The organism is Hydrogenophaga sp. L99 (genome assembly GCF_058731905.1).
This window is the reverse complement of the sequence record NZ_CM178972.1, coordinates 1,493,763-1,508,386: the sequence shown is the minus strand read 5'-3', so window position 1 is coordinate 1,508,386 and position 14,624 is coordinate 1,493,763. Positions and strand designations below refer to the sequence as shown.

The 14,624-nt window shown below is 63.5% G+C and carries 13 protein-coding genes; all 13 read right to left on the bottom strand.

What is annotated here, in order from left to right; genetic code table 11:
• Positions 1–5 precede the first annotated feature (5 nt).
• Positions 6–497, bottom strand: coding sequence for a GNAT family N-acetyltransferase (locus AC4QBL_RS07115; protein ID WP_472901273.1), 492 nt, complete (start codon positions 495–497; stop codon positions 6–8).
• A complete protein-coding gene (locus AC4QBL_RS07110; RefSeq protein WP_472906288.1) occupies positions 494–1,429 on the bottom strand; it encodes a glutathione S-transferase family protein in 936 nt (311 codons plus the stop codon). The genes AC4QBL_RS07115 and AC4QBL_RS07110 overlap by 4 nt, the downstream gene beginning before the upstream one ends.
• 70 nt (positions 1,430–1,499) lie before the next feature.
• Entirely contained in the window at positions 1,500–3,149 is a 1,650-nt protein-coding gene (locus AC4QBL_RS07105; RefSeq protein ID WP_472906289.1) for an isovaleryl-CoA dehydrogenase, read from the bottom strand.
• Between the two features lie 112 nt (positions 3,150–3,261).
• Entirely contained in the window at positions 3,262–4,275 is a 1,014-nt protein-coding gene (locus AC4QBL_RS07100; protein ID WP_472906290.1) for an NADP-dependent oxidoreductase, read from the bottom strand.
• A gap of 35 nt (positions 4,276–4,310) precedes the next feature.
• Positions 4,311–4,739, bottom strand: a complete 429-nt coding sequence (locus AC4QBL_RS07095; protein WP_472901268.1) for a PaaI family thioesterase — start codon at positions 4,737–4,739, stop codon at positions 4,311–4,313.
• A 108-nt stretch (positions 4,740–4,847) separates the two neighbouring features.
• Positions 4,848–5,639, bottom strand: coding sequence for an SDR family oxidoreductase (locus AC4QBL_RS07090; RefSeq protein WP_472906291.1), 792 nt, complete (start codon positions 5,637–5,639; stop codon positions 4,848–4,850).
• Between the two features lie 200 nt (positions 5,640–5,839).
• Positions 5,840–6,142 carry a Dabb family protein gene (locus tag AC4QBL_RS07085; RefSeq protein WP_472906292.1) on the bottom strand — a complete coding sequence of 101 codons (303 nt, stop codon included), beginning with the start codon at positions 6,140–6,142 and terminating at the stop codon, positions 5,840–5,842.
• On the bottom strand, positions 6,142–7,965 hold the full coding sequence (locus AC4QBL_RS07080) for an acyl-CoA dehydrogenase (RefSeq protein WP_472906293.1): 1,824 nt from the start codon (positions 7,963–7,965) through the stop codon (positions 6,142–6,144). The genes AC4QBL_RS07085 and AC4QBL_RS07080 overlap by 1 nt, the downstream gene beginning before the upstream one ends.
• A 163-nt stretch (positions 7,966–8,128) precedes the next feature.
• A complete protein-coding gene (locus AC4QBL_RS07075) occupies positions 8,129–9,304 on the bottom strand; it encodes an acetyl-CoA C-acyltransferase (protein WP_472906294.1) in 1,176 nt (391 codons plus the stop codon).
• A gap of 147 nt (positions 9,305–9,451) precedes the next feature.
• On the bottom strand, positions 9,452–11,560 hold the full coding sequence (locus AC4QBL_RS07070; RefSeq protein WP_472906295.1) for a 3-hydroxyacyl-CoA dehydrogenase NAD-binding domain-containing protein: 2,109 nt from the start codon (positions 11,558–11,560) through the stop codon (positions 9,452–9,454).
• A gap of 214 nt (positions 11,561–11,774) precedes the next feature.
• Positions 11,775–12,470, bottom strand: coding sequence for an ABC transporter ATP-binding protein (locus AC4QBL_RS07065; RefSeq protein WP_472906296.1), 696 nt, complete (start codon positions 12,468–12,470; stop codon positions 11,775–11,777).
• Between the two features lie 13 nt (positions 12,471–12,483).
• A complete protein-coding gene (locus tag AC4QBL_RS07060; RefSeq protein ID WP_472906479.1) occupies positions 12,484–13,278 on the bottom strand; it encodes an ABC transporter ATP-binding protein in 795 nt (264 codons plus the stop codon).
• A gap of 53 nt (positions 13,279–13,331) precedes the next feature.
• Complete coding sequence (locus tag AC4QBL_RS07055; protein ID WP_472901258.1) at positions 13,332–14,624, bottom strand: branched-chain amino acid ABC transporter permease; 1,293 nt, start codon at positions 14,622–14,624, stop codon at positions 13,332–13,334.

Genomic DNA, 14,624 nt, shown 5'->3' with positions numbered 1-14,624 from the left:
GTGGTTCAGCGCCGGATCATTTCGGTGTGCGCAATGCCGTCTTCGTCATACAAATCGCCCACGGCTTCAAAGCCGTGCTGCTGGTAAAAGTGTTGCAGGTGCGCCTGCGCGCCAATGCGGATGGGCTGCACGCCCCACAGGCTGTAGAGGGTGCGCACCGACTCGGCCATGAGCACATGGCCCAGGCCGGTGCCGCGCGTGGTGGGCGCCGTCACCACCCGGCCAATGCTCGCCTCGGTGTACTTGAGGCCCGCCGGCACCAGGCGGGTGTAGGCCAGCAACTCGGGTTCGCCTGCGGGGTTCAGGCGTTCGCCCAGCAGGTGCATGCAGGCCGGATCGGCACCGTCCAGGTCTTGAAAGGCGCAGGCCTGTTCCACCACAAACACCGCGCTGCGCAGTTGCAGCAGGGCGTACAGCGTGCGCGGCAACAAGGCACCAAACGGCAGGCAGCGCCAGGCCACGGGTGCAACGGCTGGGGGCAAAGCGGTTGGGCTCAAGCGCGCACTTCCCGCAGCACAAAGCCGATGCGCGGAAAGTGCACATGCAACGTGCCCGCGCGTTCGTCGGTGCGCTCCAGCGTGTAGCGGGTGCGGGTGGCGGCGCGCAAGATGCCTTCGGTGGGCTCCTGGCCAAAGGCTTCGGCGGCCACGGTGACGCGGCTGCCCAGCGGTATGCCGTGTTCGTCCTGAAATGCTTCGTCACCCAAGGGTGCGGGCTGGGCGGCAGCGGCCACGGCAATGGCTTCGGCCGAACTGAGCTTGCTCAGGTGGCCATGGCCAAGCGCGGCCATGCGGTCCATCCAGGCGAGCACGGCCGGGGTGGCGTCCAGAACGCCGGCCATGGCCGGGTTGATGACGCGGCTGAACCACAGCGGGTGGTAGGCGGCAAAGTCGGCCACGCAGGGGGCTGCACCCAGCAAAAATGGCGCGTCTTCCAGCATGTTGGCCAGGCGGCGCAGGTAGCTTTTGTAGGCGGCGGTGGCGTCACCAGGGCGCAGGCTGGTCATGCCGGCGCGCATGGCGCCGCGGTCGGCGGCAAAGGTTTCCGCGGCCTCGGGTGGCTGCCCGGCAAACAGGGCCGCCGCACCACGGGGGCTGAGGTTGTGGCCCATGGCGGCCCAAAACAGGGTGCTGTCGGCCCACTGCGCCAGCACGCGGGCCACGCCTTTTTGGTGTTCGGGGTAGAGCGTGGGCGTGGGCTGGCGGTGTTCCAGCACGTCGCAAATCAGCGCGGTGTCGCAGTACACGTCGGCACCGATCTGCAAAAACGGGGTGCGGCGGTAGCCGCCGGTGAGCGCCAGCACGTCGGGCTTGGGCATGATGCGCGGGATCACCACGCTCTGCCAGGCCAGCTGCTTGTGGCCCAGGATCAGTCGCACCTTTTCAGAAAATGGCGATGTGGGGTAGTGGTGAAGAATGAGGTCGGTCATGGCGTTTCGCGTTTGGGTCGGGTCATGTTGAGGGCTTCGACAGGCTCAGCCCGAACGGATATTTCGCGGCTCATGTGGGCAGGGCCCGGTGGATGATGCTGTCAAAGTCCACGCCTGCGCCCAGAGACCCAAAGCTCAGGCCCCAGTCGCCGCCCAGGCGCGAGTCGCAGAAGGCGCCGAACACAGCGCCGGGCGCGGTTTGCGCCAGCAGCGCGGCCTGCACGGCCAGCGCCACGTCTTGCGCCAGGCGGCGGGCTTCCATTTCGGTGGCCATCAGCTCCACACGGGTGGGCAGGCTGGCGGCCAGGTGGTCCAGCGCGGGGTGCATGCCCTTGGCGGGCGCCAGCTCGTGGGCCAGCGCGGCGGCGGCATCGGCCTTGCGCAGGGCACGCAGCAGGTCCAGCGCCATGATGTTGCCAGCGCCTTCCCAGATGCTGTTGACCGGCATTTCGCGGTAGATGCGCGCCATGATGCCTTCACCGCCCTCTTCCACATAGCCGTTGCCGCCCAGGCATTCCATGGCTTCCTGGGCGAAATAGCTGCCGCGTTTGCAGATCCAGAACTTGGCCACGGGCGTGAGCAGGCGCTGCATGGCCTGTTCGTGAGCGTCGCCGGTGCGGTCAAAACTGCGGGCCAGGCGCAGCGACAGCGCAGTGGCAGCCTCTGATTCAAGCGCCAGGTCGGCCAACACGTTTTTCATCAGCGGCTGGTCGATCAATTTTTTGCCAAACGCGCTGCGCTGCGTGGTGTGGTTGAGGGCAATCGACAACGCCTGGCGCATGAGCCCGCCGGTGCCGAGCGCGCAATCCAGCCGCGTCATCGTGCCCATGGCCAGAATTTGCGGCACGCCGCGGCCTTCTTCCCCCACCAGCCAGGCGGTAGCGCTGGCAAACTCCACCTCGGAACTGGCGTTGGCCTTGTTCCCCAGCTTGTCTTTCAGGCGCTGGATGAACAGCTTGTTCAGCGTTCCGTCGGGCAGCACGCGCGGCAGAAACAGGCAGCTCAACCCGGCGGGCGTCTGTGCCAAGATCAAAAAAGAGTCGCACATGGGCGCCGAGAAAAACCATTTGTGGCCGGTGACCGTGAAGCGCTGGCCCCAAGCGTCGCTGCCTGCAGGCGCGGCCTTCGTGGTGTTGGCCCGAACGTCCGAACCGCCCTGCTTCTCCGTCATGCCCATGCCCATGGTGAGGCCGGCTTTTTCGTTGAAGGGCTTCAGCGCGGGGTCGTAGGCCCGGCTGGTGAGGCCTGGGGACCAGTCGCGGTAAATGGCGGCGTTGTCGCGCAGCGCAGGCGTGACCGCGTAGGTCATGGAAATGGGGCAGAGCATGGACGGTTCCAGCTCGGTGAAGAGCATGAAGGCGGCAGCCCGGTTCACATGGGCCGTTCCAGTGGCCTGTTCAGCATCGGCAAACGGCGTGCCGTGCAAGCCCGCCGCCGTGGCGGCCGACATGAGTGCGTGGTAGCTCGGGTGGAACTCCACCTGGTCGATACGGTGACCCGAGCGGCTGTGGGTTTTGAGCTGCGGCGTGAACACATTGGCCAGGCGGGCGTGGGTCTGCATCTCGGCGCTGCCCACCTGCTGGCCCAAAGCCTGCAGGGGGGCTGTGTCCAACTTGGGCGCGTTGAATCGCAATGCATCCTGCATGGCCCGATTGCCAGCGAACAGGTTCACATTCACCAGCGGCTCAACCTGGTTGAAAACTTCGTGGGTAGCGCTCATCACGACTCCTCAAAAAGCAGCAATGCCTTCAACCCAGGCCGCCGCGGAACCGGCTTTGCCGGGCCGCCTGCGGAGCCCCCTGGAGGGGGTCGCGCGCAGCGCGGCGGGGGTGTTACAGCCTGACGAGCTGTTTGCCAAAGTTTTTGCCTTTGAGCAAGCCCATGAAAGCTTCCGGTGCAGCGGCCAAACCCTGCGCCACGGTTTCGCGGGGGCGCAGTTTGCCGGTGGCCACCAGCGTGCCCAGCTCGGTCAAAGCCTCGGGCCACACTTCCATGTGTTCGCTGACGATGAAGCCTTCGATCTTCAAACGGTTCACCAGGATCAGCGCGGGGTTGGTCAGGGGCAGTGGCGCGCCGTCGTAGCCGGCGATCATGCCGCAGACCGCAATGCGGCCAAAGGCGTTCATGCGCAGCAGTACCGCGTCGAGCACCATGCCGCCCACGTTTTCAAAGTAGCCATCAATGCCGTTCGGGCATTCCTGCTTCAGGGCTTTGGCCAGTGAATACATGTCCTGGTGCAGCTTGTAGTCGATGCAGGCGTCAAAGCCCAATTCATCGACCGCGTACTGGCATTTGTCCGGCCCACCCGCAATGCCCACCACACGGCAACCACGCGCTTTGGCCAGCGCGGCAAACGCGCTGCCCACCGCGCCCGTGGCGGCACTCACCACCACGGTTTCACCGGCTTTGGGGTTGATGATCTTGACGAGCCCGTACCAGGCGGTCACACCGGGCATGCCCACCGCACCCAGGTAATACGACAGCGGCACGTGGGTGGTGTCCACCTTGCGCAGCGCACCGGGCTGGGTGGCGTCGACCACGCTGTATTCCTGCCAGCCGCCCATGCCCACCACCTGGTCGCCCGCCTTGAGCTTGGGGTGTTTCGATTCGACCACCTCGCCCACGGTGCCGCCAATCATCACCTCGCCCAGCGGCTGCGACGCGGCGTAGCTCTTGCTGTCGTTCATGCGCCCGCGCATGTAGGGGTCCAGGCTCAGGTAGTGGTGCTTCACGAGCACTTGCCCGTCTTGCAGCAGCGGCGTTTCGGTGGTGACCAGCTTGAAGTTGTCCACGGTGGCTTCGCCTTGGGGGCGGTTGTCGAGCACGATTTGGTGGTTGGTGGGCATGGGGTGGGTCTCCGGTGGGTTAGGTATGAGGCCGATCAGTCGGTCTTGATGGTGTTGAGAGCCTGGGTGCTTTTGCCACCCACGGGCAGGCGGGCGACAAATTTGAAGGTGCCGGTGGCGTGGGCGCAGAGTTTGCCGGCCGCGTCAAAAATGCTGCCCTCGGTGAAGGCCATGGTGGCGGTTCGGTGCAGCAGGCGGCCTTTGGCCAGCAGCGGCCCTTTGGCGGCGCGCATGAAGCTGGTTTTCATTTCAATCGTGACGCAACCCATGGCCGGCTCAACCGTGCGTGCGGCGTGCGCCATCACCACGTCGAGCAGCGTCATGCTGGCGCCACCATGCACCACGTTGAACGAGTTTTCATGCTCGGGCTGCGGCGCAAAGGCGATCTCTGCCTCGCCGCCCTCGAATTTCTGGAGCTCGAAGCCGAGCAGCTCGACAAAGGGAATGTGGACCGAAAACTGCATGGAGACTTGTCAAAAATGACCGTTCGTCCTGAGCCTGTCGAAGGACTTGCGCGGTGTTCGTGTGAAGGCTTCGACAGGCTCAGCCCGAACGGTATGGGGTGAATTCATTCAGCCTCCCGTGATCACTGAGACACCGCCATCGACGGCCAGCCATTGCCCGGTGATGTGTTTGCCAGCGTCGGACGCGTACAGCACCGTCAGGCCTTTCAGGTCTTCGTCGTCGCCCAGACGACCCAGTGGCGCATGAGCGGCCAGTTTCTCTTCGCCCATGGCCTTCAAGGTGCCCTGGGTCATTTTGCTGGGGAAAAAGCCCGGACAAATGGCGTTGACGCGGATGCCGTGGGCGCCCCATTCGGCAGCCAGCGCGCGGGTGAAGTTGATCACCGCGCCCTTGGACGTGTTGTAGGCAATCGTCTTCATGCCCGACGGGTTGCCGCCCAGGCCGGCGATGCTCGCGGTGTTGATGATGCTGCCCGACCGGCGCGGAATCATGCTGCCCTTGGCGATGAGCTGGCTCAGCAAAAAGTAGCTGCGCACGTTGAGGTTCATCACTTTGTCCCAGGCTTCCAGCGGGTGGTCTTCGGCCGGTGCGCCCCAGGCGGCGCCGGCGTTGTTCACCAAAATGTCCACGTCGCCCACACGCTGCAGGGTTTCGCTGGTGAGGCGGCGAATGTCTTCTTCCAGCGAGCAGTCGGCGGCAATCCAGCGCGCGTCAATGCCGGCAGCCTGCAGTTCGGCGGTCGCCTCTTCCAGGTCAGACGCTTTGCGCGAGCTGATCACCACACGGGCACCGGCCTCGCCCAGTGCATGCGCCATTTGCAGGCCCAGCCCGCGCGAGCCGCCGGTGATGAGGGCGGTTTTGCCCTTGAGGTCAAAGAGTTGCTGGATGTTTCGGGTCATGTTGTCTCCTTCAGGTTTGTTGGGCTCCCTCCCCCGCTGGGGGAGGGTTGGGGTGGGGGCACGTTCCTATAGATCCGGCCCAGTGAAGTCTTAAATTCCGTTCGGGTTGAGCTTGTCGAAACCTTCCTCAGACATTGCACCAGCCCTTCGACAGGCTCAGGGCGAACGGTTGATACTTCATAGGGCCGAATCAATAGGTCTCAAGTCTCATAGTCCATGCACTGGCGCTCTTGCACCACCGCCTTCATGAACGGTTTGATGGCCACATGCTCCGGGTGGCTCTGGTAAACCGCCAGCGCGGCGTGGTCGGTGAAGGTGGTGTTGAGCACCAGGTCGTAGGTGCATTCCAGCCCGGGCTGCGCTGTGCCCACCTCGAACCGCACCACACCAGGTACCAGCGCGGCACACGCTTGCAGCAGCGCCTGCGCCTTGCGCACATTGGTCGCCCGGTCTGCGGCTTCGGCGTGGTCTTTCAGTTTCCACATCACCACATGGTGCAGCATCAGAAAGCCTCCTCGGGCAGGCTGGCGCAGGTCTGGTCGCGGGTGCTCACCACCTGCAGCCAAGCGCCAATCTTGGGCAGCTCGAAATGGAAGAAAAAGCGCATGGCCGCCAGGCGCCCGGTGCGGGCCGGCGTGTCTGCTGCCGCAAGGGCGGCCAGCGTCACGTCAAGCCAGATCCAGGCCAGCACCGTGTGGCCAAAAGCTTGCATATAGGGCACTGCGTTGGCCAGCGCGTCTCGCGGGTTGCCGGTAGCCCAGGCAGCTTTGGTGGCAGCGCCCACCTGCGCCAGCGCGGCACCCAGAGCGTTGGCGTGCGCAGCCAGTTCAGGCTGCTGAATGGCGCGTTCGATGGTGGCGTTGATGCGCCCGGCCAGCAACTGCAGGCCCTTGCCGTTTTCCATCAGCACCTTGCGGCCCAGCAGGTCCATGCCCTGGATGCCGTGCGTGCCTTCGTGGATCATGTTGAGCCGGTTGTCGCGCCAATACTGCTCAACCGGGAAATCGCGCGTGTAGCCATAGCCGCCGTGCACCTGAATGGCCAGGCTGTTGGCCTCCAGACACCATTCACTCGGCCAGCTTTTGGCGATGGGTGTAAGCACCTCCAGCAACAGACGCGCATCGTCGGCCACATCCGCTGCTGCGGTGTGCTGCTCGTCCACCAGTCGGGCGCAATACAGCTCGAGCGCCAGCGCGCCTTCGCAATAGCTCTTTTGCGCCAGCAGCATGCGTTTCACATCGGCGTGTTCGATGATACGAACCTGCGGCGCGGCGGCGTCTTTGCCACCGCTTGAAACGGGGCGCCCCTGGGGCCGGTTCTTCGCGTAGTCCAGGCTGGCGTGAAAGCCCGCCATACCCAGCATGGTGGCGGCCATGCCCACGCCAATGCGGGCCTCGTTCATCATGTGAAACATGCAGTGCAAGCCCTTGCCGGGCTGGCCCACCAGGTAGCCCACAGCGCCCGCTTCGCCCTTCACGGGGTATTTGCCTTCGCCAAAATTGAGCAGGGTGTTGGTGGTGCCGCGCCAGCCACATTTGTGGTTCAGGCCGGCCAGCGCCACGTCGTTGCGCTCGCCGGTCAGCTGGCCTTCGGCGTCCACCAGCTTTTTGGGCACGATGAACAGCGAAATGCCGCGCGTGCCGGGCACCAGCTTGCCGTTTTCGTCCGGAATCTTGGCCAGCACCAGATGGATGATGTTTTCGGTCAGCTCGTGTTCGCCCGCCGAAATCCACATTTTGTTGCCCTTGAGGCGGTAGCGCGGCCCCAGCGGGTCGGCCTCAAAGCCTTCGCCGTCCGGCACAGCGCGGGTCACCACGTCGCTGAGCGACGACCCGGCTTGCGGCTCGCTCAGGCACATGGTGCCGGAAAAGCGGCCGCTGAATTCGTTGAGCGCAAACACGCGTTGCTGCGCTTCGGTGCCGTGTTTCATCAGCAAATTGGCGTTGCCCGTGGTCAGCATGCCGCTGCCGATGCTGACCGAAGCCATGGCAAAGAACGCGTTGGACGCCGACTCCACCGTGTAGGGCAACTGCATGCCCCCCACGGCATAGTCTTGTGCCGCGCTGAGCATGCCGCTCTCGGCAAAGGCCTTGTGAGCGTCGTGCGTGGCTTGCGGCAGCGTCACCTTTTCGCCGTCAAAGTGCGGCTCTTGCGTGTCCACCAGGCGGTTGAACGGCGCGTACTTTTCGCGCGCAATGCGTTCACAGGTGTCCAGCACCGCGTCAAACGTTTCGCGGCTGTGGTCGGCAAAGCGCTCGCGCTGGTTCAGGCCCTCGGTGGCCAGCCAGTCGTAAAGCAAAAAGTCGATGGTGGGGCGAAGGCTCATGGGTTCTCCATCACACTGACAGAAAGAATGCGGTCGGGGATCCGGAGCGCGAGCCCGATACCCGGATGCCGTGGAACCGGCTTTGCCGGGCTACAGGCATTGCCCCCTACAGGGGGTGACGCGAAGCGGCGCGGGGGGTGTTGTCCCCGCGCAGCGCGCGGGGTCACAACACTTCGAAGATTCCAGCAGCACCCATGCCGCCGCCAATGCACATGGTGACGCACACGCGCTTGGCGCCGCGGCGCTTGCCTTCGATCAGCGCGTGGCCGGTCAGGCGCTGGCCCGACACGCCGTAGGGGTGGCCCACCGCAATGGCGCCGCCGTTCACGTTGAGCCGGTCGTGTGGAATGCCCAGCTTGTCGCGGCAATACAGCACCTGCACCGCAAACGCTTCATTCAGTTCCCACAGGTCGATGTCGTCCATCCTCAGGCCCAGGCGGGCCAACACTTTGGGGATGGCGAACACGGGTCCAATGCCCATTTCGTCTGGCTCGCAACCGGCCACGGCAAAGCCCAGGAAGCGGCCCAGCGGCTGCAGGCCACGCTTTTCGGCCAGGGTTTCATTCATCAACACGCAGGCGCCCGCGCCGTCTGAAAACTGACTGGCGTTACCGGCCGAAATGAGGCCCCCCGGCAGCGCCGAACGCAGGCCGTGGATGCCTTCAAACGTGGTGCCGGCGCGGATGCCTTCGTCGTTCTCGATCGTGACCTGCTTGGTCATGAGGCCCATCACCTTGTCTGCCACGCCGGCGGTCACCGTCATGGGCGCAATTTCGGCTTTGAACAGGCCGGCTTCGAGTGCGGCCGAAGCGCGCTGCTGGCTGGCTGCGCCGTATTCGTCCATGGCGTCGCGACCAATGCCGTAGCGCTTGGCCACTTGCTCGGCGGTTTGCAGCATGTTCCAGTAGATCTCGGGCTTCATCTTTTCCAGCGCGAGGTCTTTGAGCATGTGGGTGTTCATTTCCTGCTGCACGCAAGAAATGCTCTCCACGCCGCCGGCCACGTACACATCGCCTTCGCCGGCGATGATGCGCTGTGCGGCCAGGGCGATGGTCTGCAGGCCCGACGAGCAAAAACGGTTGACCGTCATGCCCGATGCCGTGATGGGTAGGCCGGCCTTGAGCGCAATCTGGCGCGCGATGTTGGCGCCCGTGGCGCCCTCGGGGTTGGCGCAACCCATGATCACGTCTTCAACTTCAGCGGCGTCGATGCCGGCGCGCTGCACGGCGTGTTGCACGGCGTGGCCGCCGAGCGTGGCGCCATGGGTCATGTTGAAGGCGCCCTTCCAGCTCTTGGCCAGGGGCGTGCGGGCGGTGGATACGATGACGGCGTTGGTCATGATGGATTCCAGGTGAAATTCAAGAGTTGAGCGAAACCGCCCCGTCCAAGGCTCCCGTGGAACCGCCCTTCGACAAGCTCAGGACGGGCCACAGGGAGCGTCCCCCTCGGGGGGAAGACGCGAAGCGGCGCAGGGGGGCGTTCATCTTCAGAAGGTTTTGCCTTCGGCAGCCAGCTTGGCCAGCAAGGGCGCAGGTTCCCAGAACTTCGCGTCGTCCAGCGGGTTCTTGGCAAAGCGCTTCATGGCCTGGACCACGTTGAACAAGCCCACTTCGTTGGCGTAGTTCAGCGGGCCACCGCGGTACACCGGGAAGCCGTAACCAAAGATGTAGACCACGTCGATGTCGCTGGCCTTGTTGGCAATGCCCTCTTCCAGGATGTGTGCGGCTTCGTTCACCAGCGAAAACACCAGGCGCTGCACGATTTCTTCGTCGGAGATTTTGCGCGGCGTGATGCCCAGGGCGGCGCGGTGGTCCTCGATCATCTTCACCACGTCGGCGTTCGGGATGGCGTCGCGCTTGCCCGGCACGTAGTCGTACCAACCGGCGCCGGTCTTCTGACCGTAGCGACCCTTCTCGCACAGCAGGTCAGCGGTCTTGCTGTACTTCATGTCCGGCTTTTCCTGGTAGCGGCGCTTGCGAATGGCCCAGCCAATGTCGTTGCCGGCCAGGTCGCCCATGCGGAACGGACCCATGGCGAAACCGAACTTCTCGATCGCTTTGTCGACCTGCTCGGGCGTGCAGCCTTCGTCAAGCAAGAAACCGCCTTGGCGGCCGTATTGCTCGATCATGCGGTTGCCGATGAAACCGTCGCAGACGCCGGAGACCACAGCCGTCTTCTTGATCTTCTTAGAAATGGCCATCACCGTGGCCAGCACGTCTTTGGCGGTCGCTTCGCCGCGCACCACTTCCAGCAGCTTCATCACGTTGGCCGGGCTGAAGAAGTGCATGCCCACCACGTCCTGCGGGCGCTTCGTGAAGTTCGCAATCGCGTTCACGTCCAGCGTGGAGGTGTTGGACGCGAGGATAGCGCCGGGCTTCATCACGCGGTCGAGTTCCTTGAACACCGCTTCCTTGACGCCGATCTCTTCGAACACGGCCTCAATCACCAGGTCGGCCGAACCAATCTCGTTATAGCTCAGCGTGGTGCTCAGCAGGGTCATGCGCTGCTCGTACTTGTCTTGCTTGAGCTTGCCCTTTTTCACCTGGGCTTCGTAGTTTTTGCGGATGGTGGCCACGCCGCGGTCCAGCACTTCCTGCTTCATTTCCAGCATCTTCACCGGGATGCCGGCGTTGAGGAAGTTCATGGAAATGCCGCCGCCCATGGTGCCGGCGCCGATCACGGCCACCGACTCAATGGCGCGCTTGGGCGTGTCTTCCGGCACGTCGGGGATCTTGCTGGCAGCACGCTCGGCCACAAACAGGTGGCGCAGCGACTTGCACTCGGGCGTCCACATCAAAGCGATGAAGATCTCGCGCTCGAACGCCATGCCCTCAACGAATTTCTTTTTGGTCGCGGCTTCAACGGCGTCCACGCACTTGGCGGGCGCCGGGAAATTCTTGGCCATGCCCTTGACCATGTTGCGCGCAAACTGGAAATAGGCGTCGCCGTCTTTGTGCTTGCACGGCAGGTTGCGCACCAGCGGCAAGGGGGAGCCGTCAGCGTGTTTGGCCGCCATCTCGCGGGCCAAGGCCAAGGCCTCTTCGGCCAGCGACTCGCTGGAGCCAGCCATCTTGTCAAACAGCTTCTGGCCGGGCAACTGCGCCAGCATCTCGCTCTTCACCGGCTCGCCACTGACGATCATGTTCAGAGCGGCTTCCACACCCAGCACGCGCGGCAGGCGCTGCGTGCCACCGGCACCGGGAATCAGGCCCAGTTTCACTTCCGGCAAGGCCACGCTGCAGCCGGGTGCTGCAATGCGGTAATGCGCGCCCAGCGCCAGCTCCAAGCCGCCACCCATGCACACACTGTGCACGGCGGCAATGACCGGTTTGCTGGTGTTTTCAACAGCAAGAATGACGCTCAGCAGGTTGGGTTCTTGCACCGCTTTGGGCGAACCAAATTCGCGAATGTCCGCGCCACCCGAAAACGCCTTGCCAGCGCCCGTGAGCACGATGGCTTTGACCGCGGCATCGTTCTGAGCCTTGTCCAGGCCCTCCACGATGGCCTGGCGGGTGGACAGCCCCAGACCGTTGACCGGCGGGTTGTTCAGCGTGATGACGGCGACGTCGCCGTGGACCTGGTACTCAGCGGTCATGGAATCTCCTCTGTGTGGATCGGTAAGGGATGCACGTCCAAAAAAAGAACGGTCGTGCGATTTTAGGGAATTTGTCCGGTGCGGCAAGCGCCACTTGTCGCAAGAGAGTCAACAGCGCGGGGGTCTTGCTCAGAGATGCGGTGGAACTGGCTTTGCCAGGCCAGAGGCATCGCCCCCCAGTGGGGGGTGACGCCGCAGGCGGCGCAGGCAGCGTTCAAACCTCCAGCCACTCTTTTCGGGTGTAAGGGTCGGCCCGCAGGCTGTCTGGCGTGCCCTGAAACACGATGCTGCCGTGCCCCATAACCAGCGCCCGGTCTGAGATGGCCATGGCAATGGTGAGCTTCTGCTCAATCAGCAGCACCGACACGCCACGCACTTTCAGGGTTTGCAGGTACTGCCCCACCAGCTCGACAATTTTGGGTGCCAGGCCCTCGGTGGGCTCGTCGATGATGATCAGGTCCGGGTCGCCCATGAGCGTGCGGCACAGGGTCAGCATTTGCTGCTCACCGCCAGAAAGCACACCCGCTTCGGTGTGCTCGCGCTCTTTCAGGCGGGGAAATATGGCGTACATGTCGTCAAAGCTCCAGCGCGAGCCTTTGCCTTTGCCTTTCTGGCCCAGCAACAGGTTTTGGTGCACGGTGAGCTTGGGAAAAATATCGCGGTTTTCGGGCACATAGCCCAGGCCCATGTGCGCAATCTCAAACGGCTTTTTGCCCTGAATGGACTGGCCTTTCCAGGTGATGGTGCCGGTGCAGTCCACCAGGCCCATGATGGCTTTGGCCGTGGTGGAGCGTCCCGAGCCGTTGCGCCCCAACAGCGCCACGATCTCGCCCTTGCCCACTTCAAACGAGACGCCGTGCAGCACGTGGCTCTTGCCGTAGTAAGCGTGAAGGTTTTCGATTTTCAGCATGGTGCGGTCTTCCTCAGTGTCCGACCGATGCGGCCTGCTCGTCGGCCAGCACCGAACCCAGATAAGCCTCTTGCACCTTCGGGTTGGCACGCACCGCTTCCGGGGTGTCGAAGGCAATCACCTCGCCGTACACCACCACCGCAATCTTGTCGGCAAGGCCAAACACCACGCCCATGTCGTGCTCCACGGTCAGCAGGGTCTTGCCCACCGTCACCTCGCGGATCAGGTCAATGAAGCGGGTGGTTTCGCTCTTGCTCATGCCCGCGGTCGGCTCGTCCAGCAAGATCACGCCGGCACCGCCCGCGATGGTGATGCCGATTTCCAGCGCACGCTGTTCGGCGTAGGTCAGGTTCATGGCCAACACATCGCGCTTTTTGTCCAGCCGGATCATCTGCATGAGCTCTTCGGCGCGGTCGTTGGCGTCGTCCATGTCGGCCAGAAAGCGAAACAGGGTGTATTTGTAGCCCAGGCTCCAGAGCACGCCGCAGCGCAGGTTTTCAAACACGCTGAGCTTGGGGAAGATGTTGGTGATCTGGAAGCTGCGCGACAGCCCCATGCGGTTGATCTCAAAAGGCTTTTTGCCGTTGATGCGCTGGCCGCCCAGCAAGATGTCGCCGCTGGTGGGGGCAAAGCGGCCCGAAATCAGGTTGAACAAGGTGGACTTGCCGGCGCCATTGGGGCCGATGATGGCCACCCGCTCGCCGCTGCGCACCGCCAGGTCAACGCCCCGGATGATCTCCGTCTTGCCAAAGTTCTTGTGCAGTTGGCGCAGTTCCAGCGCGTAGCCACCGGCATGGATGTGGCTCATGGACTGGTCAAACGGCGCGGCAGCGGGCGCCGCAGGGGTCGCGTGTTGGGTGCTCATTGGGTCTCCCGGCGCTTGATTTCTTTTTCAATGTCGGTCTGGATGGCCGACCACTGCTGCATGAACATGCGCCGCGTGACCTCAAAAAGGCCCATGCCGGTGAGCATGACGAACACGCCACCAAACCAGCTGTCGGCCGCCTGCGTGTTCAGGGTCACGCCCAGAAACCTCACGGTCTCTCCCATGGCAGTGCTCAGCTGAAGGTGGTAGACCATCTCGATCAGCGCGCCCGCACCGGCCAGCACCACCAGCGCGGTCAGTGCCAGAGCCAGGTAACTCACCCAAAGCTCGCGCAGCCGGCCAAAGGCAGCCACCCGCAGGTTCATCATGATCAGGCTGGCAATGCCGCCCGGCGCATACATCACCATGAACAAAAAGATGAGTCCCAGGTAGAGCAGCCAGGCCTTGGTAATTTCCGAGAACAGCACAAAGGCCAGCACCATCAAAATGCCGCCGATGATGGGCCCGAAGAAGAAGGTGGCGCCGCCCAGGAAGGTGAACAGCAGGTAGCCCCCGGAGCGGATCGGCCCCACCACCTCGGCGGTGACGATTTCAAACTGGATGGCGGCCAGACCACCGGAAATGCCCGCAAAGAACCCCGCAATGATGAACGCCAGGTAACGCACCATTTGCGTGTTGTAACCAATGAACTCGACGCGCTCCGGGTTGTCGCGCACGGCATTGAGAATGCGGCCCAGCGGTGTGCGGGTGAAGGCAAACATGAGCGCCACGCTGACAAAGGTGTAGACCGCGATCAGGTAGTACACCTGCACACCCGGGCCGTAGGTGATGCCCATGACCGCATCGCCCACCACGCGGTCGGCTGTCACACCGGCTTCACCGCCGAAAAACTCGGAAAACATGAGCGACATGGCAAACACCAGCTCGCCCATGCCCAACGTGATCATGGCGAAGGTGGTGCCGGCTTTTTTGGTGGTGACATAACCAAACAGCACGGCAAAAAACATACCGGCCAGGCCACCCACCAGCGGCACCATGCTCACCGGCAGTGAAAGCGCGCCTTCGGACACCCTGAGCAGGGCATGAATGGCCATGTACGAACCCAGCCCGGTGTAGACCGCGTGCCCGAAACTGAGCATGCCGCCCTGTCCCAGCAGCATGTTGTAGGACAGGCAGGCAATGATGGCGATGCCCATCTGCGCCAGCATGGACACCGACAGGTTGCTGGTGAACACCTTGGGCGCAAACAGGAGAACGAGCGCAAACAGCGACCAGATCACCCAACGGCCGACGTTGTAGGGTTTGAAACTGTAGTGAGTGGATGCCAT

Bases quoted from the DNA above. Each gene is read 5' to 3' on its own strand.
- AC4QBL_RS07090 (WP_472906291.1), bottom strand. From the start codon at position 5,639: ATGACCCGAAACATCCAGCAACTCTTTGACCTCAAGGGCAAAACCGCC.
- AC4QBL_RS07085 (WP_472906292.1), bottom strand. From the start codon at position 6,142: ATGCTGCACCATGTGGTGATGTGGAAACTGAAAGACCACGCCGAAGCC.
- AC4QBL_RS07100 (WP_472906290.1), bottom strand. From the start codon at position 4,275: ATGCCCACCAACCACCAAATCGTGCTCGACAACCGCCCCCAAGGCGAA.
- AC4QBL_RS07080 (WP_472906293.1), bottom strand. From the start codon at position 7,965: ATGAGCCTTCGCCCCACCATCGACTTTTTGCTTTACGACTGGCTGGCC.
- AC4QBL_RS07070 (WP_472906295.1), bottom strand. From the start codon at position 11,560: ATGACCGCTGAGTACCAGGTCCACGGCGACGTCGCCGTCATCACGCTG.
- AC4QBL_RS07060 (WP_472906479.1), bottom strand. From the start codon at position 13,278: ATGAGCCACATCCATGCCGGTGGCTACGCGCTGGAACTGCGCCAACTG.
- AC4QBL_RS07065 (WP_472906296.1), bottom strand. From the start codon at position 12,470: ATGCTGAAAATCGAAAACCTTCACGCTTACTACGGCAAGAGCCACGTG.
- AC4QBL_RS07055 (WP_472901258.1), bottom strand. From the start codon at position 14,624: ATGGCATCCACTCACTACAGTTTCAAACCCTACAACGTCGGCCGTTGG.
- AC4QBL_RS07110 (WP_472906288.1), bottom strand. From the start codon at position 1,429: ATGACCGACCTCATTCTTCACCACTACCCCACATCGCCATTTTCTGAA.
- AC4QBL_RS07075 (WP_472906294.1), bottom strand. From the start codon at position 9,304: ATGACCAACGCCGTCATCGTATCCACCGCCCGCACGCCCCTGGCCAAG.
- AC4QBL_RS07095 (WP_472901268.1), bottom strand. From the start codon at position 4,739: ATGCAGTTTTCGGTCCACATTCCCTTTGTCGAGCTGCTCGGCTTCGAG.
- AC4QBL_RS07105 (WP_472906289.1), bottom strand. From the start codon at position 3,149: ATGAGCGCTACCCACGAAGTTTTCAACCAGGTTGAGCCGCTGGTGAAT.